This is a genomic window from Aporhodopirellula sallentina SM41 (assembly GCF_000346505.1).
Taxonomy (GTDB): domain Bacteria; phylum Planctomycetota; class Planctomycetia; order Pirellulales; family Pirellulaceae; genus Rhodopirellula; species Rhodopirellula sallentina.
Map to the genome: position 1 here is coordinate 57,899 of NZ_ANOH01000218.1, position 20,595 is coordinate 78,493.

Consider the following 20,595-nt stretch of genomic DNA (forward strand, 5'->3'; position numbering starts at 1 on the left):
ATCTGGTGATGTCCTTCTCAAGAACACACTAAAACTTACGCGTCACTGCGATCCGTTTGCGATCCAGGTCCACCTCGAGCACCTTGACTTTCACGACGTCGCCTACGGAGACAATTTCGTTCGGGTCGCTGACGAATCGATCCGCCAATTGCGAGACGTGAATCAAGCCATCCTGGTGAACGCCGAGATCGATAAACGCACCGAAGTGAGTGACGTTGGTGATGACGCCTTCGAGCACCATTCCGATGGAGAGATCCTCCATCGAGTTCACCGAAGAGTCAAAGTGGGCCACCTTGAACTCACTGCGAGGGTCGCGTCCCGGTTTGGCCAGTTCCGAAATGATGTCTCGGATCGTAGGCAAGCCGAATCGGTCGTCGACAAATTTCTCCGCCGTGAGTTTCTGGCTCAGCGTCGAATTGCCAACGAGTGTCTTCGTGTCCGCGCTGAGTTCCTTCGCCATCCGGCTCACAACCGGATAGCTTTCCGGGTGCACCGCGGAGTTGTCGAGCGGCTCGCGACCGCCACGGATCCGCAAGAAACCGGCGGCCTGCTCGAACGCTTTTTTGCCGAGCTTGGGAACTTTCATGAGTTCCAGGCGGCTTTCAAAACGACCGTTCGCGTCCCGGTACAACACGATGTTTTCGGCGAGTTTGGGACCGATGCCTGCCACATGCGCCAGCAAGGGGACACTCGCCATATTGAGGTCGACGCCGACACGGTTCACGCAGGATTCCACCGTACGGTCGAGACACTTTCGCAGTTGGGTTTGATTGACATCGTGTTGATACTGCCCCACTCCGATCGACTTGGGATCGGTCTTGACCAACTCAGCGAGCGGATCCTGCAATCGCCGCGCGATGCTGATCGCGCCGCGGACGGTCACGTCGAGGTCAGGGAATTCTTTGCCGGCGAGTTCGCTCGCCGAATAAATCGATGCGCCCGATTCACTCACCACGACTTTGGTCACGTCGAGTTTATTCTCGGCGATCAGAGAGCCGACAAACGCGTCGGTTTCGCGGGAAGCCGTTCCGTTGCCGATCGCGATGAGTTCGACGCCGTGTTTTTCGATCAGCGATAGCAGTTTTTTCTTTGCCGATTCCACGTCGTTTTTCGGCGGTGTCGGATAGATCGTCGTGTTGGTCAAGAATTTCCCGGTGCCGTCAACCACCGCGACTTTGCATCCGGTACGAAAACCGGGGTCGATGCCGATGGTGGTTCGCGGTCCCGCGGGCGCGGCCATGAGCAGTTCGTGGAGGTTCTTGCCAAAGACGCTGATCGCTTCTTCGTCCGCCCGTTCTTTGAGCATTTGCAATACCGTCGACTGAGTCGCCGGTTGCAGCAAGCGATGGAAGCATTCCTCCGCCGCCGTTTCGAGTTCTCGTTTGAATTCGAACGATGGGTTCTTGATGAATTTGGATTTCACGTGCGAGACCGCGCGATCCTCTTCCATTTCGAGCCCGACCTTGAGCACGCCTTCGGCTTCGCCCCGCAGCATGGCGAGCAGCCGGTGCCCAGGAATGTGAGAGGCCGATTCTTGGCGATCCATGTATTGTTCAAATTTGGACGCTTCGTCTTTCTTGCCTCGTTTCACGTGCGAGGTGATCTTTCCGAATTTCGATCCTTTTTCGACCATCCATTCGCGCACGTCGGTGTCTTCGCTCCACTGCTCGGCGATAATGTCGATCGCGCCGGCGATTGCGGTTTCGGCATCCGGAACGTCACGCTCATTGCTCACAAAAGGGGCAACTACCGATTGTTTGGATTTGCCGAGTTTGTTTTGCGTGAGCAGGATGTCCGCGAGCGGTTGTAGACCTCGTTCTCGAGCGATCGTCGCCCGGGTACGACGTTTCGGTTTGTAGGGAAGATAGATCGCCTCGAGCGATCGCAGGTCGGTGCAGTTTTCAATCTCACGTCGGAGTTGATCTGTCAGTTTGTCCTGCTCGTCGATCGTTTTGAGAACCGTTGCTTTGCGTGCAGCCAACGCGGTTGCCTTTTCGAGACCGTCTTCGATGGCTCGGAGTGCGATTTCATCAAGACCCCCGGTGGCTTCCTTGCGGTAGCGTGCGATGAAAGGGATGGTGTTCCCCTCTTTGAGCAAATCGACCACCGCGGTGACTCGCTTGACCGGAAGATTCAGTTCCTTTGCGATGGCCTCGATGAGTTTCGGATCGATTGCGTTGGGGGAAGCCATGGTTTAACGTTTCCGTTGTTGTGCTTGGTGAAAATAGTGTCGTACTAATCGGCCGCTGATGGTCGTTTTGGCGAGCAGTTCCTGAGCTATCTCGCGAATTGCCTCGACGTGCGCGTCGTCGCTGAGAAGATGTTCGGTTTTTGACAGCGTGCGGCGTTGCAACGTCTCGTGTTGACGCGGAGACGCGGCGCGGGTGCACAGCAGATTTGCGACGTCTCGCAAGTCTTGCGCCGCACCTTTTTGACAGTATTGTCCGGTCAATTTCGCCTCGGCAACCATCCCTGCGAGCAAGATCAGCACGTCGTCTTCGAGTCGGTCGTGCGATCCTTTTTTGACGCCTTTCTTGATCTCGCAGTGTCCGAGCCGAGAGGCTCCGAATCGCGATTTACCGGGGGCGATGCTGACTTTTTGGATCGTCCTGCCGAGCGATACCGCCATGACGGCGTGGCCGGCCTCGTGGTACGCCGTCGCGATCAGTTGTTGACGAGCAACCGCCTCATCGGCAGGTGCCTCATCGTTCGGAGGGGAATCGGAGTTCGGGGGAGTCATCGTGTCGTTTATTGAACCCGATCAATCCGTTCTTCGCTACGCATCGGAGATCTCGTTTCGTATCTGTTGCAGGTTTTCTACGAGAGCACGCATCGAGAGAGAGTTGTCGTTGCGGGAAGATTCCCTGCTGCGTTCATGTAACATCGGTGTCCTGGATCGCACGCATCGCCGGTTTCGCACGAGGGGTAGTTGGCTCGCATTGAGTTGGTAAACTCCTGTTGCTTGTTCGACGTCACAGGCATTGCCTTGCCGCGTGACAAAGAACAATCGTCAGATCTTTATCATCTCGAATGTCTCCTCGCCGCCTTTTCCTGGTTTGCACGGTTGGTCGGATGCTTGTGTCCGCCTAATGGCAAATGATCGGGTTGCCGGTGTGCGCAAATGGGTCCACTCATGACGAATCCTTCCGCTTCCGAGTCGCATGAACCTGCGGCGCCTGTAAACCTCGCGAAGACCCCGCTCGATGCATGGCATCGTCGTATGGGCGGGAAGATGGTGCCCTTCGCCGGCTACGAGATGCCGATCCAATACGCGGCGGTCGATCCAGATGAGGCTTCTTCTTACATCGCCAAACCGGCAAACGGGATCGTTGCCGAGCACCAGGCTTGCCGAAACCGTGCCGCACTGTTTGACGTTTCGCACATGGGCCGTTTGCGGTTCGACGGCGATGATGCTGCGAAGTTTTTGGATCACGTGTTGACGCGACGTGTGGCCGATCTGCCGGTCGGCGGAGTTCGATACAGCATGGTTTGCAATGCGGAAGGCGGCGTGCTCGATGACGTCTTGGTTTCGCACCTCGAAACGCCGTCGGAGCGACGTTTTCATTTGCTGGTCGTCAACGCATCCAATCGGCAAAAGATCCTCAAGTGGATCGAGCCCCACTTGGCTGACTTCCCGAGTGTGACAATGTCGGACCGAACCGAGTTGACCGCTATGATCGCGGTTCAAGGGCCGATGGCGATTGAGATCACCAAGAAACTGTTTTCGTTCGATCCCTCTCGACTGAAAAACTACCAGGCCCGGATCACCGATCAGTTCGCCAAACCGGTCATCGTGAGTCGCACCGGATATACTGGCGAAGACGGTGTCGAGTTGATCGTGCGTGCCGAAGAAGCGACGAGAATTTGGGAGAACATTCTGTTGGCTGGCCGGGAAGCCGGATTTACCGCTGCCGGTCTCGGGGCACGGGACACCTTGCGAATGGAAGCAGGCATGCCGTTGTACGGTCATGAACTCGACGAATCGGTTGACCCGATCACCGCCGGACTCAACTTTTCGGTGAAGTTGGCCGACCGAAACTTTATCGGCGATGAAGCTCTGCGAGAGATTAAGAAAACCGGGCCGTCGCGCGTTCGAATCGGTTTGTTCCCCGAAGGAAAGAGACCGGCGCGGGAAGGTTGCGACGTGCTCGATTCCAACGGTACGAAGATAGGCGTCGTCACCAGTGGCGGCCCGTCACCGACACTGGGTGTGCCGATCGCAATGGCATACGTGGATGCCGCGCACGCAAAGGATACCGAATTCCAGATCGATATCCGCGGACGAACCACACCGGCGAAGCCGACCAAGTTGCCGTTTTATCGGCGTCCCGCTTCCTGATTTTCATTTTTGACCAACGCCTCATCGCTGCGATACATCTGGGGTAGAATACGCGGCGCGCCGAGTTTAATTTTTGTCTTGTTCCCCTCGAGAGAGAAGCCATGTCACGCGACACCACCAAACTGCGATTCGCCGAGACTCACGAATGGGTCGATGCCACCCAAGAGGACGGGATCGCAACGATCGGCATTTCCAAATTTGCGCTCGAAGCCCTAAACGACTTGGTCTACATGGACCTGCCGGAAGTAGGTCGAACTCTGAAGGTTGGTGACGAATTCGGGGAAGTCGAATCTGTCAAAGCCGTCAGCCCGCTCTACAGTCCGGTGTCGGGCGAAGTCGTTGAGGTTCACTCGGAGTTGCCAGACAAACTCGAAAGTCTGAACGAGGATCCTTACGATTTCGGTTGGATCATCAAGGTGAAACTCGATGGCGATCTGCCGGATTCCTTGATGGACCATGCCGCTTACGAGAAACAATGCTCCGAGGCGGGCTAAAGCACGTTGTTGACTTTTGAATCATCAAGCTCGGCCGGTTCTATCGTCTCCGGTCGAGTGTTTGACTTTGGTTGTTGCGTCACCCTCGAAACGAGAGTGGACGCGTGACACGACAAGACAACAACCTTCCTTCTCAAGGTCGCTTGTTGCCGTTCGCCCTGCACGATGCCGCGTCCAATATGGCCATCGATGAAGCGATCGTGCAATCCGTTGCGAAGCATGACGTCGCACCAACCCTGCGGTTCTATGGATGGTCTCGACCGACGCTTTCTTTGGGGTACTTCCAAACGCTGGCCGACGCCGAAGTATGGTCAGGGCAGGACGCGGATCGAAAATATGTCGACATTGTTCGACGTTCGACCGGTGGCGGCGCGATTCTCCATCATTTCGAACTCACGTATTCGCTGTCGCTTCCACTCAGTGACACCGGGCCGGGCGCTCGCGAATGTGTGTACCAAGGAGTGCACCGGAGCGTCGTTGAGTCGTTGGCAAAATGCGGTGTTGCCTCTGCCGCGTTTCGCGAGACTGCAAGTTTGGTGGAACCGGCCGATAGCGCCCCCGAGGCCGCCGAAAAACAGGAGCCTGACGATCGCAGTACCCGTGCGGGACTTCGCTCTGCTGGCAACGAGCCTTTCTTGTGTTTCGAACGCCGCACCGATGAGGATTTGATCTGTGGCGGCTACAAGATTTTAGGCAGCGCACAACGCCGAGTCCGTGGTGGCGTACTGCAGCACGGCAGTTTATTGCTGCGAGTGTCTCCGCACGCCCCGTCTTTGCCAGGCGTTCTCGAACTTTCGGGCGCAGCGATGCCGCCTCGTGCGATTGCCGAATTGATTGCCGCAAAAGTCGGCGAGGTGATGGGGATGCAGTGGCAGGCAGGCGAAATTACCGATGCCGAGCAAGATGCTGCGGAGCAGATTCGAGCGAGTCGCTACGCCGCCGCCGAATGGACCGGTCGACGCTGAACCGGGCGTGGAAACGGCAGCGTTGCGGGGGCGACGTCGAAACTAGCCGTGCTCAAGAAGCGGATCGACATTTCGATCGCTTCCGGATCCGAAATCAACGCTTGGTGCGTGGTCGGGAGCGTCGCGTGGGCACGCTCGCCGGGTAAGTGCGTGGCCGCAGGCTCGACGACAAAGTCGCGTTGGGCTGCGATCACTCCGACGGGCATGTACCGCAACGTTGGAAGTTGGCGAACGAAGCTATCCGACGACTCGGACAGTTCACGCAGTTGTGGGAACCACGGAGCGAACGGCCCGAGCGGAATGCGGGTCAATTTCGAGCCTTCATTTGGCGGTGCCAACATGACCAGGTTGCCGCATTTTCGAAAGAAACGCGATTCCAGACCTGAGGCGTGGATTGCTGCTCTCGCAATGATGGCACCCATGCTGTGCGCCACGAAATGGATCCGCGAGATCGAGCCGCATTCGGCGAGTTCGCGAAGGTCCCGGCTGAGCCGACCGGCGTGCTTGCTCAGCGATCCGCACAAGCTCGCATAATCCCACTGCCGGCATTGATAGCCGGCCGAGCGAATGGATTCATTCGCGCGTTGCAGAGAGCCACGCCCGGCGAGAAATCCCGGGATGGTTAATACGATTTCATCAGAAACGTTTCGACGCACGCCGATGCTCGCACCCACGTTGGATATGAACGTAGCCATGCAGTCGTTATCGTCACGCCAAACGGAATACTTTGACAAATCTCGGGCATCTCCATCGGGACGCATTGCCGGCAATTCCGCTGGATGCTCAAGGCGGATTGGATGCTCAGGGGCGGATTGACACCTAGTGGTGCGTCACGATCAAGAAAGAGGGGTCAAGGCCGTCGCGAAAGTCGCCAAGAATGTCGGTGATTCACCGGCCCTCCCGAAACTCTTGGCGAGTCTCGGTACTCTGAGATGAAGTAATGACGCACTGCTAGTTTGTCAGTTCGCCCATCCGGTCGCCAACGCGAGCGTAGAGCTCACGATGTTGACGCGAGTTCTCAATCAAGTCGTCATCGAATCGAATCCGGCCGGGTTCGAAGATCGTCATTGTCGATGAGCCACCGAATCGGAAATAGCCTTTCTCGGCGCCTTTGGCAACGGCATTTCCTTCGGTATAGGTCTGGCAAATGCTGCCTACACATGTCGCACCGATTTCGAGCAGAAGAATGCGACCAAAGGCTTCGGTTTCTAGCTCGGTGATGCATCGTTTGTTCGTTGCCAAAATTTGAATGTTTTGACAAAGAGCGATCGGGTTGACCGAATACAGCGGTCCGTTGATCAGTCGCGACGCCCCCGGAGTCCCTGCCGCCGGAAAGTGGAACCGGTGGTAGTCGACCGGGCACAGACGCGACAACAACAAACTGCCGCTCGCGTAACGACGGGTCCACTCTGGACTGCTCAATAGGGAACTTAAGTCGAACATCTCCCCTTTCACAAACAACCCGTTGCATTCAGATAGATTGGGGACACACATGTGACGTCCGTCCGCAGGAAAGACAACCGAATGGGGCGACGCGTCAATCGGTCGAGCTTCCGGTTTAAGTTTGCGGTAAAAGAACTCATTGAAGTTCGCGAAGTCGTCGACGTCGCACGCGAACTCGGTCGCATCGAGTTCATACTCTTTGATGAAAGGAGCAATTTTCTTTCGGGTTGACGGTTGATCCATCCGCCATCCGTACCAATGGGAAAACGCGGCTCGTTTGACCAACGCGTTCAACGAGATCTTTCCCGCCACCGTCCCGTACGTCCAACGCAGCGCTTCGTCGCCGTACACCTTTTCCGTGCAGACTGTTTGGGAGTATCGGTCGAAGTAGCGGATTTCATCCATGTCGTATGCGGTTCACAGGAATGCAGATTGGGGCAGAACCGACATTGTCGCAGACTCAACAAGAAGGCAACAGTCTGCATCGAAGTCGCCAGGCTATGTGGAACACTAGGCTTCGGGATACACCAGGCTACGTGAAACACCAGCCTGTGGGAAACGCCAGGCTTCGCGAAACGCAGTCTCCTACAAATACGCGGCCAACGCTCCGCCGCGTGCCGCCCGAGCGTCGACTTTTGCGGTGGTCTCGCGGTCTTCGATCAACGGAGGTGCGTGGTGAGATTTCACCCGAGCATCGATCAACAGTGGGCCGCGGCATCCCCAATGCTTGTCCGCGACAAACTCATCCACGCCCGCAATGTCGATCGCCGGGTTGCTGCGTGTGAACGTCAGCCACAGCCAATTGTTTCGGCTCGCCGATGCGAACTCGGCGTCGTCGCATATCGTGATCAGCGGGAACGTTTTTGCTGTTTCCTGATGCGACAACGTCTCGGCGAGTTTCTCGATCTGCCCGCGACCGGTGTCGGTTTCATGTTTGGAGGCTGAGATCGCCAGCACTCCCGGCATCACCACTCGAGCGTCGCCGTATCCGTCGGGAAGTTGTAGTTCTGGCGGTACTTCGCTCGGCAATTCACGGCGCGCGGGACCACGGGCCGCGATCACGACTTTCGATCCCTGGTTCAAACCCGTGCCCGAGTAATCCAGCGTGTCGATCGTCGTCCTTGTGTGGAAGTGCAAGTCACGACGCCAATCCACCCGTTCGAGCATGTGCCGAAGGAAACCGGCAACGTCGTGAATCGTTAGATCGTCATTCGGGTCGTCGGTGATCCAAAGATACTTCGCGAGCGATAATTGCCCGTTCCCGAGGATCGCGTTTGCCTGAGTGAGTAACTCTTGCGGTTCGGCCGCGTTAAGGTACGGCATGTATCGTTCGCTGCCGATCGCCAACAATAATGGGTGTACCCCTGACGCATCAACCGCATGCACGGCTTTCACGCCCGGTATCACGCTCGGGATGATCGGATCCGTCAATTCGTGAATGAGTTGACCAAACGTGGTGTCCTCTTGAGGTGGGCGTCCGACCACGGTGAACGGCCAAATCGCATCATCACGATGCCAAACCTTCTCCACCTGCATGAATGGGAACGGGTGTTTGAGCGAATAGTAGCCGAGGTGGTCGCCGAAGGGGCCCTCGGGCATCGTGGCTGTTGGGTCGATCGTGCCGACGATGGCAAAGTCCGCATCGGCATACACCGGTGCGTGGTTGCCTCGAATCATGCGTGTCCGACGTCCCGCTAACGCGCCGGCGAACGTTAGTTCCGTTAGGCCTTCCGGGAGTGGCATCACGGCCGCGAGGCTCATCGCGGGCGACCCGCCGACGGTGATGGAGACGTTGAGCTTTTCGCCCCGGTCCATCGCGGCGCGATGATGCACACCGATACCGCGGTGAATTTGGTAGTGTAGCCCGACCTGCGAATCGGGATCGTATTCGTTGCCCGAGAGTTGGACCCGGTACATGCCGAGATTCACACGCATCAAGTTCGTCGGGGCCAACGGATCGGCGCTGAGCACTTGGGGTAACGTCACGAACGCGCCCCCGTCGTCGGGCCAACACTTCAGTTGCGGAAGCTCGGCCAATCCGCATTGGTTGGCTTTCACTGCCCCGCGACGGACATGACGCGGCAGCATCTTCATTGCCGTCAACGGCACACCCGCGTATCGCATCGGACGTTTGGGGAGTGCCGAAGGATCGATCTTGATTTCGATCAAACGGCGAACCGCATCGAGCGTATCGCGAAACAGATAACGGGCCTGTTCGAGTGACGCGAACAGGTTCGACGCCATCGGGAAACGGCATCCACGGACGTTCGAAAACAGCAACCCCGGGCCGCCGTTTGCGTAAACTCGCCGCTGGATTTCGGCGATCTCCAGGTGGGGGTCGACTTCATCGGTGACTTCGATCAAACGTTGGCCGCGACGGAGGTCTTCGACAACTTCTCGTGTACTACGGTGTTTCAACTCGCCGGCTTTCGAAGATCGAGGCAATTCATTCCGAAGAGATCATATCCGGCCGTCAACGATTGAGAACCATCCTCCCGAATCGTTCTTGCCTCCGTCTCCGATTGGTCGAGTCTTGCTGGCTCAGGACCTCTCCGAAAACCAATCGGTTTTCCGACGCAACCTGGGCTGCGGGCAGTCCGTAGTGGATCTTGTTCAAGATCCACTACCGGATAATTGAGCTGGCATAAACTACTAGCCAACGCCGATCGGCTAATGAGTTCTTAAGTAGGCCGGATGAAGGAGGCTTTGCGACGCCCATCCGGCAATCGGGAGAATGCCGGAACATCGCTACGCTTGGTCCGGCCTACGGTGCTGGGCTGCGGGCAGGCCGGTAGTGGATCTTGTTAAAGATCCTCATGGAGCAGGATCTTGAACAAGATCCACTACCGGAAAAGTGAGCTGGCATAAACTACTTGCCGAAGTCGATCGGGAGAATGCCGGAACAACGCTACGTTTGGTCCGGCCTACAATTCCAACGCAAAAACATCGCGCCCGCATTTGCCCACGTCAGTTCGGTTGCCCGGCGACGCTCTCACGCTACAGCGAGCGGAAGCGAATGTCTTTGAACTCAGCCCACATCGGTTTGCCGGCGTGCAGTTGCAGTCCGAGGACTCCGTCGAGACGAGCCTTCTCTGGCGAGTCGGTAAAATCAAGGATCAACCGACCGTTGAGGTAGTGTTGAATGTGACGACCCTTGGCGACAATTCGGACATCGTTCCAATCGTCCAGGCGGAACAACTCTTTGAACTCTTCCGGCGTGATCAGCGTTTCGAGAACTTTCTTTTCGTCGCCTTCTTGCACCGCTTTTTCACCGACCAGGCAAACACGGCCGCGACCGAGTTGTTCGCCATAGATGAATCCGGCGATGTTCGGGAAGTCTTCTTCGTTGCGGACTTCATGTTGGTAACCCTTCAGGCTCCACTCGTTGCGAGCTTTGGGCGATTCGATTACTTCGGATCGATACTGAATGCCCGAGTTGTTCGTTGCGTTGCAGCGGAACGAAAGTTCGAGTTCGAAGTCGGCTGTGTTGCCGTCTTGCCAAATCAGAAACGTGTTGCCTTTGGTCGATTTCTCGGGCGTTGTCTCGCCATGGATGACTCCATCGCGAACCGACCACAATCGCGGGTCACCGCTCCACCCGTCGAGGTTTTCACCGTTGAAGATGGGTTTCAGTTGCGACTCGGTGGACGCGGGCGTTTCCGCCGAACTCGGTGCGACGCAGCACAAAATCAACAAGGCGGCTATAGAGGTTTCACGAATCATCGACGACTCCAGCGAACTCAGAAGGTGGGACGGAATGGGGGAGGACGGTGCGATCGGAAGGCACCGCGATCTATGCACTTTGGAAGAGCGATCGGCGAGATAGCTCTCGTGCGGCGCAGACGTATCGTAGTCACCATCGCCCAGCTTACTAGCCCGCTTGTGGGGCCGAAAAAACGGTACCGCTCGAGTCATCCACTGGTCAGATGTTCGTCCGTTTGGCTCGGCGATCGCAAACGAACAATGTCGATATCCGACAGGCACAGCACCGCGGTTTCGAGGTAGACACCCAGGTGTCCCGATGAAAAACGATGGTCGGCGAGCGACAGGACCACGCGTCCGTCGATCGACAACTCGATATAGCTGCCGAACGCGGTCAGCGAAACGTGTGCTTCCCCGCGAGCCTTGCCGTGCCAGAATCCCGACTGCAACGCATCAAACTGCATCATGTGCTCGCCGCTGCTCTCTCCGTTGGTGCCCCAACCGCGAAGCTGCGCGACGCCTTTGTAGAGATCGAGCGACAAGTAGTAACCGTCGCGCGTCTCCGGATCGACTCGGAACACCAACCCGCACTTACCGAGCCCTTGAAGACAGAGGTTCGCCGAAAAACGAAAGCACTCCATCACGCCGTCAAAGACAAACGCTTGGAACCCACTCTCGCACGCGATCTCCAGTTTGCCGTCGCCGCAAATGCATCGCTCTCCCGCGTCGTCGAGGTCTTCGATTAAACCGTGAACACACTCGGCATCAATCGAGTCGATAATGTACTCATCGATCCCTTCAAAACTGACCGCGCGCAGTAACCCGTCGTCGTCGCGGCAAAGTCGTTTCGGAGGTGGCATGATGTTGTTGGAAACACGGTCCGTCGATGACATGGAATAGAAATTCCATAGCAGCCAACCTTGTTCGTCACGGCAAACTCGTCCTGCGTAGTTCCCCTGGGCGAGCAACACGTTGTCGTGATAACTCTGCCATCGCTCACGGATGTGATCGGTATGCCAGTATCGGATCTTGGCGTCTTCGCGAATGCTGCCGATCAGATAATGATCGTCTTCGAAACGAATCAAGTTCGGCACTTCGATGTCGTCATACAAACGAGGGTGATGCAGCGGCGGCATCGCTTGGAAGTGATTCGGTTCGACTTCCTTCATCAACGCAACGCACCCGCGGCGGACGATCGGGCCGTGATTGACTCTCGCCGATGCCATCAACCATCCGTTCTCTCCATCGTGATAGAAGTATGGGTCTCGAAAGCTGATCCAGTGGCGGCCTTCTTCCAGTGACGCCTCGTAGTACTGCGGATCGGGCTCGAGCGGAAAGCAACTGTTTTCATCCAACGGAGCGTCCTCGCTCGGCGTGACCAGAGACCGGCTCAACTTCAACGCCTCTTTCACCCGCTCGGGGTCGTTGGCTCCGCGACGATCAACCCAGTGAACCGGGGATTTTGTCCAGTGCATTAAATCGTCACTGACCGCCATCCCGATCCGTTGGTAGTTGCCTTGGTCGCGTCGTGACAGTCCCGTGTAGAACATTCGCCACCGTCCCGGTTGGTGAGGATCCGGCGAGACATGCATCGTCCACAGCATCAGGTCGTCCCAACTCCCTGGATCGCCGATGAACAACGCGTTGTTGACCCGTCGCCAATTCAACGCATCGGTACTGACCGCGTGGGCGATGAAATCGTGATTCGGCAGGACGAGATGAAAGAGATGGTAGAGCCCGTCGTGGTAGAGGACGTCGACATCACCGATCGCTTTTCGACTGCCGTCAATTTCCGTGAACATGTTCAGTCCGAATCATCGCACCAAGGAAGCAAAACAATAGATTAACGCCAAAATAATAGTCCCGCGGGCGACCCCCCCATGGCGTTCGCGGGGCCTCGGGCACGGCACCGATTCAGATTCCACCGACTCGGCTGGACTTGCGAGGCAGGGTCACTGTAGAGTGAAAGCCTCCGGGCTGGGCAATTTAGGTCGAGCCCCGCCACCCTGTTTTACTGCTTGCTGTTTACTGCTCGCTCACTCGAAAGGACTCACCGCGTGTTTGTTGCCGCCTCGACTCTATGTTGGCCCGATCTGGAACTTCAGGCTGCGATCGAGCTGCTTCAGGATCTCGACTTCACCGCAGTCGAAATCGCCGTCCAGGAATCCGTCGGCCCTGCCAAACCCAGCGAAATTTTGGTCGACGAGGATCGTGCGATTCAGCTCCTGCGGTACACCCACCGGATGGACATCAGCGGCTATCGGCTCGAACTGGCGAGCACCGGGGATGAGCACTACGAACAGTTCCACATGATGTGCCGGATCGCCAAGGCCACCAAAGTGGTCAACATTTCCGTGCCGTCCGCCGAAAAAGGAACCCCGTTTAACGAGGAAGTCGAGCACCTGAAAAAACTCGTCGCGATCGCCGAAGGTGAAGGCGTGCGGCTAAGTGTGCGGTGCATGCTCGGATGTCTCAGCGAAGACCCCGATACGCTGCTCGTGCTGTGCAACAACATCGACGGGTTGGGAATCTCGCTCGACCCCAGCGTCGCGTTGATCGCCTCGGCCGAAAACCCTGCCGTTGCCAAAGCGATGGCGGTCGGCAAAGGGTTCGACCAACTCCTCAAGTACGTCACCAACGTCCAACTGCGCGACACCGGCAAGGACAAATTCCAAGTCAGCGTCGGGCAAGGCGAGATCGACTACGGAAAGATTGTCACCCAGCTCGAACGCGAGAAGTATAATCGAGCGTTGACGGTCGACATGACTCCGATGGAAGGTCACGACCACCGCGTCGAACTTCGCAAACTGCGTCGACTGCTCGAGTCTTTGATCTAACACGACGGTGAATCTGAACACGCCCCCGCCGAACCAACACCCAATCACCGGCGAACCGGTACGTGCTGGTCGTGTTGTCACACCGCGGCCCGCTTCGCCCGGCAACACCGACCGGCCGCTTCTGCAAATGGCCCAAACGCTTACCGAGAGATTGGCGAGCGTCCGGGACTCTGGCCCGAGGAAGATTGGTTCAGGGAAGACTGGTTCAGGGAAAATTGGCCCTGAGAAAACTGCAGCGGGGAAGACTGACACAGAGAAAACTGGTTCCGGGAAATCTGTTTCTCGGGAACCGCTCCAGTGGAACATGACGCCCCAGCTCGCTTATGGGCGGCATCGCGGACCGGCGAAACTGAAGTCACGACGAGCCGCTGTTGCCGTGGGGCTGTATCTCGATCCCGATCGAGGATGGACGATCCCGCTGACCCGGCGCCCTCACGCGCTGCGTCATCATGGCGGGCAAATCTGCTTTCCTGGAGGCCGCATCGAACCCGGCGAGAGCCCTCGGGAAGCCGCGCTGCGTGAATTCGAAGAGGAGCTCGGCTTGCCCGCTGCGGTCTACCGCGTTTGCGGGAATTTGCCGCTGCAGTTTGTCTACGCCAGCGACAATGTTGTGACGCCGGTGGTCTGTGTGCTGCACAAACCCGACGAAGAATGGAAGCCCGATCCGGGCGAGGTCGATGAAGTCATCGCGTTGCCTCTCGATGGCGTGCTCGCTCAGTCGCGGATTCGACCGATGTGGCACCGCAGGACTGTCCACGCCGCCGCAAACCCCGAACGGGAAGTCGCCCATATTCGATTCGCGGCACCCGCATTTGAATACGATTCGCTGCGGATTTGGGGAGCCACCGCGGTGATCCTCGACCAGTTGGCCCAGTGTTTGCTGCCTCATCGAGCCCGCTCAGGACGCGACGCCATCCTGCCATCTTGGCCGGGCGACGCGGCGTCGCAGGCGGACGCCTCTGGTGTGCGAACATTCAGACGGTAAATTGTGTCTTCAGAGACTCCGTAACCATACGACGTGATCGTCGGGAGCCTCGATCGGGGATCGTTTCTGTGAGAACGATTTGCCCGGTAGCCACGTTTGACATCACTGGACAATTCAACCTCCTCACTCAATTCACAGGATCCCATCATGGCGTCAGAAGCCGTCAAAGAATTCACCGATGCAAATTTCGACTCCGAAGTCCTCAGCAGCGATTCGGCAGTCCTCGTCGATTTCTGGGCACCGTGGTGCGGCCCTTGCCGCCAAATCGCGCCGATGATTGACGAGTTGGCCGACGAAAACCCTGGTGTCTCGATCGGAAAAGTCAACATCGACGAGAACCCCGGTGTCGCGCAGAAGTTCGGCATCAACAGCATCCCAACGTTGTTGCTGTTCAAAGACGGCGAAGTCTCCGAGAGTTTCGTGGGCATCCGTCCCAAGGCTGCACTCCAGCAAGCGATCTCGTCCGTTTGATCGAAAAAATTTCCTGCGGCGAGTTCAAGCTTTGGCAGGAAAGTGTCGAATAGACGGTTATCAACGAGATTGAGACCAGAAAGGAAAAAAACGGGGTAACCCGGTCTTCCTAAACGGACCAATTTCTGCAAAGTTTGTCGTTGGCCCAAACGTCCTCATCGAAAGCGTTTCTCTGCCTCGGGGTGACCCGCGATCAGAGTCAAACGGTGGTGAAGATAGGGCCAACGAATCAGGAAGGCGACGTGGCCAAGTGGCTAAGGCGAAGGATTGCAAATCCTTTATTCGTGGGTTCGAATCCCACCGTCGCCTCTTTGCGATCGTTCCATCCGCTTGACGGATCGGAACACCCATCGCAAAATCGGAAATTCGCCGCGACCATCCACATCGGTCCGGTCCGCAGCGAACCCGATCAGTGGCACAGCCACAACCGCCCCTATAGCTCAGTTGGTAGAGCAAATGACTCTTAATCATTGGGTCCTAGGTTCGAGTCCTAGTGGGGGTACTCCTTTCCCCATAAAACACGGCGAACCACGTGTTTTATGGGGTTTCTGAATCCGGCTGACCCGCTGTGACCCCCTTAGCATGCTGCTGAATGGACCGGAATTGGGACCGGGTTTGTACCGTAGGGTCCGAACAATCATGGTTGTTCCCCTCGCCCGTCCGGACCCAAGAGTTCCCGCCCTCGCAGCATGAAGTAGTGCTTCATCGCGACTTTGGGGCTCGTTCCCAACCACTTGCAGACGCTGGGAAGCGAGTGTTTTTCGACGAGGTCGGTCAGGGCACTCGCCCTCAGGTTGTGGAATAGTCTTGGCCAGGGCGTCAGCCCCGCCTTCTTGATGTAGCGACAGAACTGTGTGCGTAGGTTCGTGTTCCGCACCGTAGCTACGGCTGGCATCACAGGTAACTGAGTGTCGCTCGCGTGGGGCAGCGCTTGGAGGTGTGGGACGATGTCGTCGAAGATCGGACATGATCGCCGGCCACCCGTCGAGTCTCGTTTGAGCTTTGGGGAATGCAAGAGCATGGTCTTGTTCTTCCAATCGAGATCGCACCATCGCAGTTGTTGTACCTCCGAGGGGGTTCTGAATCCGGCGTACCGCGCCAGGGCGATTGCCAATCGGAACTCAGGGTCGGTGATGACTGCGAGTACTGCGTTCACATCCTCCACCGGGACATACCGCATTCGATCAGGGTTGTCTTGCGGAGGTAGTTTGACCTTGGCAAAGGGATTCTTGGGGATGAGATCGAGGTCGATCGCGTGCTCGAAAATCTGGCGAGCGTCCTTGATTTTCTTCGAGGTGCTCGCCGGTGATAGGTTTCGCGACTTCTCGTCGAGTAGCCAATTCTTCCACTTTTGCGCGTCCTGCACCGACACATCGCGTAGGTCCGTGTCCTTGCCGAAGTACGCAACGAGATCTTTGGCGCTTTGGTTACGCTTGATGGTCGTTGACTCCGACCACTCACCCTTGAAGGAGCCACCTGCGGATTTCAGGTTGATGTATCCCTCGAGGAAATCGTTGAGTCGTGTACTGCTTTTCTCGGTACGGGGTTCGATAAGACCCGCACCTACCAGGCGTTCGTAAAACCGTTCCGGGACTTCAGACAACCACTTCATCGTTCGCGGTGGGAGGTCGGTCTGGAACTTATTCGCCTGAATCAAGATGTCCAATTGATCGCCAGTATCGTTGGCGTACTTCTTCGTCGCATCGTGCAAGCGGATCGTCGTCCGCCTTCCGTTGTCGGGTCGTTTGATCCGGAACTTGTAAACGGTTTTGCCGTGAGCTTGGTAGCTCTCGGGTTTCGTCATGATTTTACCTTCCAATGTGTGTGATGGATGAAAGCCGCAGGTGGCTTAAGCGGGCATGTGAAATGCCTGCTCGGGTCCCTTGGCGACGTGGTTATTTTGCGAGCAGATCCTCGACGGCTTGTATCGGAACGAGGCGTCGTCTGCCTGCCTGAACACTTCTGAGTTCGCCACGCTTGATCATTCGCTTGACGGTTGATTCAGAGACTCGCATGGCCTGTGCTGCTTCCACAATGGAATAGGCTAGGGGCGGTACTGATGTGGTGGTTCCTACCGCTGCGGGTACAGCCGCAAGGCGATTTCGACGTGGTGGCACGTTTGGTAAAGAGTTTGGCATTTTCCAAATTTCATGAAGAGATACGAAAGCGCATCGTGTGTTCGCGGTGCACGTGCTGAGCCTCCGCGACGCAAGCAGCGACCGCGTGACCCGGTTCGAAAGGAAATTTAGAGGTGCCTTGTCCGATTCTTGTCCGCTATCAGGACAGGTCGAATTTGAAGTCTTTAGGAAGTGTGCAGCGTACCCTTCGTTTGTCGCGAGTGTCGTGGACGGAGATGGTTAGCGGCACGTTGTGCGCTTCGAGATGCTTTCGGAAATCGGAGACTAGCGACCTTACAGTGCTAGTCGGCGTTACCTCGTCACCCCACACCTGTTGCTTCAGCTTGTCCAGATCAATCGTCCATTCTGATAACCCTTTGGGGTTCTTCTTCCAAAGGAATTGCCCCAGTGCGAGAAGACGGGGGTTCGAGCCGATCTCCTCTAGGCACTTCGCCCATGGGCAGCTAAGCATCGGGTCTTTTTCATATTCAGCTGCTTCCAGCAGGGCATTTACGATCCGGTTGCAAACCTCTAGTGAGTATCTGCTGTAAGTACTCTCGGAGCGAACGAATGATGCCACGTCCTCTAGCTCACGACCTGAAGCAAGATGGTCGTTCTGGCACGTTGCCACGATCATTCGTCTCACGTATGAAACCTGTCGTTTGCAGTCTTCCTCGCCGCAGATGACTAGCGATCCAATTCGGAACATCGCTATCCAGCAATCAAGGTCATTTCGTGCGGCTCGGCTACGTGCCCTCGCTTCGCGGTGCTGGAGATCCGATTTGCTGGTGACCGCCTTCCACTTACTGTTTCCCATCGGTATGCCTTCCGTCAGTTTTCCTCTGTTTCCCGGCGTTTCCGCCCGTTTCGATTGCGCAAAGGGCAAACCTAAGCTAGAAAGACAGTCCGCCAAACACGTGTTTTGGCGGAAAATGGGGAATCGCAAAAGTTTTTTGCGGGGGCGGCCCGCGAGTGCGAAGGATGAAGCCCAGCGTCTTCGTCGTCCGCGACTCGCATGTATTGGGGAGTAAATAGCCGCCCCTGATTGCGAAGCCCGGTGTGCCGGCTTCGAGGGGCGATTTACGTCCGGTTACTCGGAAGTGAGACTTCGCTCGACTCCTCGCAGCAGCGTCCGAAGCAGGTCGGGGATGTGGCTGAGCAACGCAACTCGCACCGTGGGGCTGCAATCACGAAGCGGCGCGCATCGCTTGGATACCCCGTCGTGCGGCTCGCCCGCCTCTTGCCATTCCTGGTAGTCGTCCGACGACCAGGTAACCGCAACACACCCGAATCCGGTCGTCACGGCGGCTTGCGTGAGTTCGAGGCACTCGGATGGACCGTCCGGCCCGTAGAGCCGCCGGATTGCAATCGACCCGATGGCGAATTGATGGTGGCACAATCCGAGTTGGTGTGCTCGGCGGATCGCTCGGTCGGCCGCTTCGATCGCACGGTCTGCCGCGTCGACTTGGTCCGCGACCCGGTTGCAGAGCCCGTCGAGCTTGTCCGCAAGAGCCTGAATTTGGTCGGCTGCCCCGACACGTTGGTGCGACGATGCAGACGGCTCCGCGTCGCAGATCATTTCACCCAGCAGGGGTGAGTAAAAACAGTGAGTCATGGTTTCTCCGATGGGTGGTTTGGTTGTTGAGTGTCTTCGTGGGTAAGTGCTTCTTTGGTTTCCCGCAGTCGACTTCGGGCGGCGAGTCTCGCAATCAGTTCGATTAACTCATCGAACGGGTCCGAAGGTGACGCGGCGTCTTCCTGTGGATTGTGCTGACGGACACTTCCGTCCTTCGCGTTGGGGTGCCGCGTCATCGCCGCACCCCGTGCTGCCGATCCACGCTTCGGGCAGTCCTGCCCTTGAGTTCCGACCGCTGCCGACGCAGTTCCCGTCGGCCGACTTTCAGCGGGCCATTCTTTGCCTGATACCACCGCCACCAGGGCGGCAGCGGATTGAGACGGTGAGGCAACGCACCGTTCTGGTTCTGAGAACCGAATCGGCCAGCATGCCGTGATCGGTTTGACATAGATTCCTCCTTCTGAATCATGGTCTCCGCGACATCAACGAGAGACGTTGATCGCTTGTAATAGAAGTGTCCGTGTCCCCGTTTTCGGGGCCGCCATGCAGACGTCGCGTTGAATAGTTTGAAGTGCAGTGCGCATCCAAATACGGAGGCGACCTCGACGGCTACCGGGACACTGGCGGACGGAAGCTAACCTTCCTTCACCTATATGTAGCGCAGATTGATGCAGAATTTAGATGCGAGGTGGTTGAACGCGTGGTGGTGGGCGTACGGTCTTTCAGGCGGTCCTGAATACCAGTCCCCTCCTGGCTGGTCACGACCAATCAGCCCCAGGCAATCCGGGCTCTCTGGAAGATTCGATTTCTTCTATCCTCTTTGGAAGAGGCTAGGTTGCGATCGCGGGTCGGGGACGCCATCTTTGATTTCTCGCCTGCTCAGCCGTTTGATTACCCCTCCCTGCTTGCTTGCCGCGTCCGGGGGGAATACGATCTAGCGCTTCACTTTGAAGCCATGTGAGCGATTTACGTGCAATTGCATAGTCTGAGTTCAAACGACAGGGGCATATCTTCGACAAAGAACTGTGGATGGTTTGAGTGGCGTTTTTGTTCTGTAGGCTATCGCAGCTTGATTCAGCCGTCTTTCTCGCCGTGGTGTTGCAGGGTGCAGGGGGGGGAACCATGCAAAGTGCGCGACGGTCACAAAATATGAATTCAGCCTTTCGGTCCGGCAACACGTTAGCCACCTCCGGATGTTGGGATTGACTACCTATGTGTTCTCTTGTACCCGACGCGGATGAATGTCGTCTCCTCTGGGCCACGTCTGGAGACGACAGGAATGTTGGTAGCAGCATGAATGGCTCCGTTCGAAGTTTAGAAGGCTGTCCTGCAAGGTGTTGCCGTTTACACATGCTTGTTCCCTTATGTTCAAAAATGGTCGAGCAAAAGTAGCCGTTGATCAGTGAAGGACATTCAATAACCCAGCGAGTCTATGGACGTATTCGAACTTCATCGTGACGTAATCCGTGACTACTCGGCATATACGCGTAGCTTCATCCGCATTGGAGATCAGCGGGTCGAGGAGGCGGTGCGACGTGAGATCGATGAGGGTTTGCTCTGGCCTGAGCCACTGTTGCAGCTCAATCCCTCGTTCGAACCCGGGGAATCGATCGAACAGTTGATTAACCAAGGTTTGCTGCACGAAACCTGCGGCCAGATCTTTCGG

General features: G+C 56.9%; 18 protein-coding genes and 2 tRNA genes. 9 read left to right on the forward strand and 11 right to left on the reverse strand.

Annotated elements, in window-relative coordinates; all coding sequences use genetic code 11:
• Positions 1–28: 28 nt before the first annotated feature.
• Both RSSM_RS14535 and RSSM_RS14540 read right to left on the reverse strand, forming a co-directional pair.
• A complete protein-coding gene (locus RSSM_RS14535; RefSeq protein ID WP_008680056.1) occupies positions 29–2,191 on the reverse strand; it encodes a Tex family protein in 2,163 nt (720 codons plus the stop codon).
• Between the two features lie 3 nt (positions 2,192–2,194).
• Positions 2,195–2,740 carry an ATP-dependent metallopeptidase FtsH/Yme1/Tma family protein gene (locus RSSM_RS14540; RefSeq protein ID WP_008680058.1) on the reverse strand — a complete coding sequence of 182 codons (546 nt, stop codon included), beginning with the start codon at positions 2,738–2,740 and terminating at the stop codon, positions 2,195–2,197.
• A gap of 393 nt (positions 2,741–3,133) precedes the next feature.
• On the opposite strand from RSSM_RS14540, the gene gcvT reads away from it, so the two are divergent.
• The 3 genes from gcvT (at position 3,134) to RSSM_RS14555 (ending at position 5,798) form a co-directional block, all read left to right on the forward strand.
• On the forward strand, positions 3,134–4,339 hold the full coding sequence (gene gcvT, locus RSSM_RS14545; RefSeq protein ID WP_044302592.1) for a glycine cleavage system aminomethyltransferase GcvT: 1,206 nt from the start codon (positions 3,134–3,136) through the stop codon (positions 4,337–4,339).
• 101 nt (positions 4,340–4,440) lie between these two features.
• A complete protein-coding gene (gcvH, locus tag RSSM_RS14550) occupies positions 4,441–4,833 on the forward strand; it encodes a glycine cleavage system protein GcvH (RefSeq protein WP_008680066.1) in 393 nt (130 codons plus the stop codon).
• A gap of 104 nt (positions 4,834–4,937) precedes the next feature.
• Positions 4,938–5,798 carry a lipoate--protein ligase family protein gene (locus RSSM_RS14555; protein ID WP_008680068.1) on the forward strand — a complete coding sequence of 287 codons (861 nt, stop codon included), beginning with the start codon at positions 4,938–4,940 and terminating at the stop codon, positions 5,796–5,798.
• Here the strand turns inward: RSSM_RS14555 and RSSM_RS14560 are convergent.
• From RSSM_RS14560 to RSSM_RS14580, 5 genes are all read right to left on the reverse strand, one after another.
• Positions 5,765–6,493, reverse strand: a complete 729-nt coding sequence (locus RSSM_RS14560) for an esterase/lipase family protein (RefSeq protein WP_044302593.1) — start codon at positions 6,491–6,493, stop codon at positions 5,765–5,767. The genes RSSM_RS14555 and RSSM_RS14560 overlap by 34 nt on opposite strands.
• A gap of 256 nt (positions 6,494–6,749) precedes the next feature.
• A complete protein-coding gene (locus RSSM_RS14565; protein ID WP_008680073.1) occupies positions 6,750–7,646 on the reverse strand; it encodes a phosphatidylserine decarboxylase in 897 nt (298 codons plus the stop codon).
• Between the two features lie 180 nt (positions 7,647–7,826).
• Positions 7,827–9,659 carry a UbiD family decarboxylase gene (locus RSSM_RS14570; RefSeq protein WP_044302594.1) on the reverse strand — a complete coding sequence of 611 codons (1,833 nt, stop codon included), beginning with the start codon at positions 9,657–9,659 and terminating at the stop codon, positions 7,827–7,829.
• Positions 9,660–10,238: 579 nt separating this feature from the next.
• Positions 10,239–10,964 carry a 3-keto-disaccharide hydrolase gene (locus tag RSSM_RS14575; RefSeq protein ID WP_008680077.1) on the reverse strand — a complete coding sequence of 242 codons (726 nt, stop codon included), beginning with the start codon at positions 10,962–10,964 and terminating at the stop codon, positions 10,239–10,241.
• 188 nt (positions 10,965–11,152) lie between these two features.
• Entirely contained in the window at positions 11,153–12,745 is a 1,593-nt protein-coding gene (locus RSSM_RS14580) for a glycoside hydrolase family protein (protein WP_008680079.1), read from the reverse strand.
• Between the two features lie 255 nt (positions 12,746–13,000).
• Between RSSM_RS14580 and RSSM_RS14585 the strand changes: the two genes are divergently transcribed.
• The 5 genes from RSSM_RS14585 (at position 13,001) to RSSM_RS14605 (ending at position 15,738) form a co-directional block, all read left to right on the forward strand.
• Entirely contained in the window at positions 13,001–13,780 is a 780-nt protein-coding gene (locus RSSM_RS14585; protein WP_008680081.1) for a sugar phosphate isomerase/epimerase family protein, read from the forward strand.
• A 304-nt stretch (positions 13,781–14,084) separates the two neighbouring features.
• Positions 14,085–14,765 carry an NUDIX hydrolase gene (locus RSSM_RS14590; protein ID WP_008680082.1) on the forward strand — a complete coding sequence of 227 codons (681 nt, stop codon included), beginning with the start codon at positions 14,085–14,087 and terminating at the stop codon, positions 14,763–14,765.
• A 147-nt stretch (positions 14,766–14,912) separates the two neighbouring features.
• Positions 14,913–15,236 carry a thioredoxin gene (gene trxA, locus RSSM_RS14595; protein ID WP_008680084.1) on the forward strand — a complete coding sequence of 108 codons (324 nt, stop codon included), beginning with the start codon at positions 14,913–14,915 and terminating at the stop codon, positions 15,234–15,236.
• A 236-nt stretch (positions 15,237–15,472) separates the two neighbouring features.
• A tRNA-Cys gene (locus RSSM_RS14600) sits at positions 15,473–15,545 on the forward strand.
• A gap of 120 nt (positions 15,546–15,665) precedes the next feature.
• Positions 15,666–15,738: transfer RNA gene (locus tag RSSM_RS14605), tRNA-Lys, on the forward strand.
• 135 nt (positions 15,739–15,873) lie between these two features.
• Here RSSM_RS14605 and RSSM_RS14610 read toward each other — a convergent pair.
• The 4 genes from RSSM_RS14610 to RSSM_RS14625 form a co-directional block, all read right to left on the reverse strand.
• Complete coding sequence (locus RSSM_RS14610; RefSeq protein WP_008680086.1) at positions 15,874–17,040, reverse strand: tyrosine-type recombinase/integrase; 1,167 nt, start codon at positions 17,038–17,040, stop codon at positions 15,874–15,876.
• Between the two features lie 91 nt (positions 17,041–17,131).
• Positions 17,132–17,374: a helix-turn-helix domain-containing protein gene (locus RSSM_RS35450; RefSeq protein ID WP_081613787.1), complete on the reverse strand. Its 243-nt coding sequence runs from the start codon at positions 17,372–17,374 to the stop codon at positions 17,132–17,134.
• A gap of 1,069 nt (positions 17,375–18,443) precedes the next feature.
• Entirely contained in the window at positions 18,444–18,968 is a 525-nt protein-coding gene (locus RSSM_RS14620) for a hypothetical protein (protein ID WP_044302581.1), read from the reverse strand.
• On the reverse strand, positions 18,965–19,165 hold the full coding sequence (locus RSSM_RS14625) for a hypothetical protein (protein WP_044302596.1): 201 nt from the start codon (positions 19,163–19,165) through the stop codon (positions 18,965–18,967). Before RSSM_RS14625 ends, RSSM_RS14620 begins: the two co-directional genes overlap by 4 nt.
• Positions 19,166–20,361: 1,196 nt before the next feature.
• Here RSSM_RS14625 and RSSM_RS14630 point away from each other — a divergent pair.
• Positions 20,362–20,595 (forward strand): hypothetical protein (locus tag RSSM_RS14630; RefSeq protein WP_008680096.1); only part of this gene is annotated, 234 nt, incomplete at its 3' end.

Bases quoted from the DNA above. Each gene is read 5' to 3' on its own strand.
- RSSM_RS14580 (WP_008680079.1), bottom strand. From the start codon at position 12,745: ATGTTCACGGAAATTGACGGCAGTCGAAAAGCGATCGGTGATGTCGAC.
- RSSM_RS14535 (WP_008680056.1), bottom strand. From the start codon at position 2,191: ATGGCTTCCCCCAACGCAATCGATCCGAAACTCATCGAGGCCATCGCA.
- RSSM_RS14560 (WP_044302593.1), bottom strand. From the start codon at position 6,493: ATGGCTACGTTCATATCCAACGTGGGTGCGAGCATCGGCGTGCGTCGA.
- RSSM_RS14620 (WP_044302581.1), bottom strand. From the start codon at position 18,968: ATGACTCACTGTTTTTACTCACCCCTGCTGGGTGAAATGATCTGCGAC.
- RSSM_RS14575 (WP_008680077.1), bottom strand. From the start codon at position 10,964: ATGATTCGTGAAACCTCTATAGCCGCCTTGTTGATTTTGTGCTGCGTC.
- RSSM_RS14590 (WP_008680082.1), top strand. From the start codon at position 14,085: ATGACGCCCCAGCTCGCTTATGGGCGGCATCGCGGACCGGCGAAACTG.
- trxA (WP_008680084.1), top strand. From the start codon at position 14,913: ATGGCGTCAGAAGCCGTCAAAGAATTCACCGATGCAAATTTCGACTCC.
- gcvT (WP_044302592.1), top strand. From the start codon at position 3,134: ATGACGAATCCTTCCGCTTCCGAGTCGCATGAACCTGCGGCGCCTGTA.
- RSSM_RS14565 (WP_008680073.1), bottom strand. From the start codon at position 7,646: ATGGATGAAATCCGCTACTTCGACCGATACTCCCAAACAGTCTGCACG.
- RSSM_RS35450 (WP_081613787.1), bottom strand. From the start codon at position 17,374: ATGCCAAACTCTTTACCAAACGTGCCACCACGTCGAAATCGCCTTGCG.
- RSSM_RS14540 (WP_008680058.1), bottom strand. From the start codon at position 2,740: ATGACTCCCCCGAACTCCGATTCCCCTCCGAACGATGAGGCACCTGCC.
- gcvH (WP_008680066.1), top strand. From the start codon at position 4,441: ATGTCACGCGACACCACCAAACTGCGATTCGCCGAGACTCACGAATGG.
- RSSM_RS14610 (WP_008680086.1), bottom strand. From the start codon at position 17,040: ATGACGAAACCCGAGAGCTACCAAGCTCACGGCAAAACCGTTTACAAG.
- RSSM_RS14625 (WP_044302596.1), bottom strand. From the start codon at position 19,165: ATGACGCGGCACCCCAACGCGAAGGACGGAAGTGTCCGTCAGCACAAT.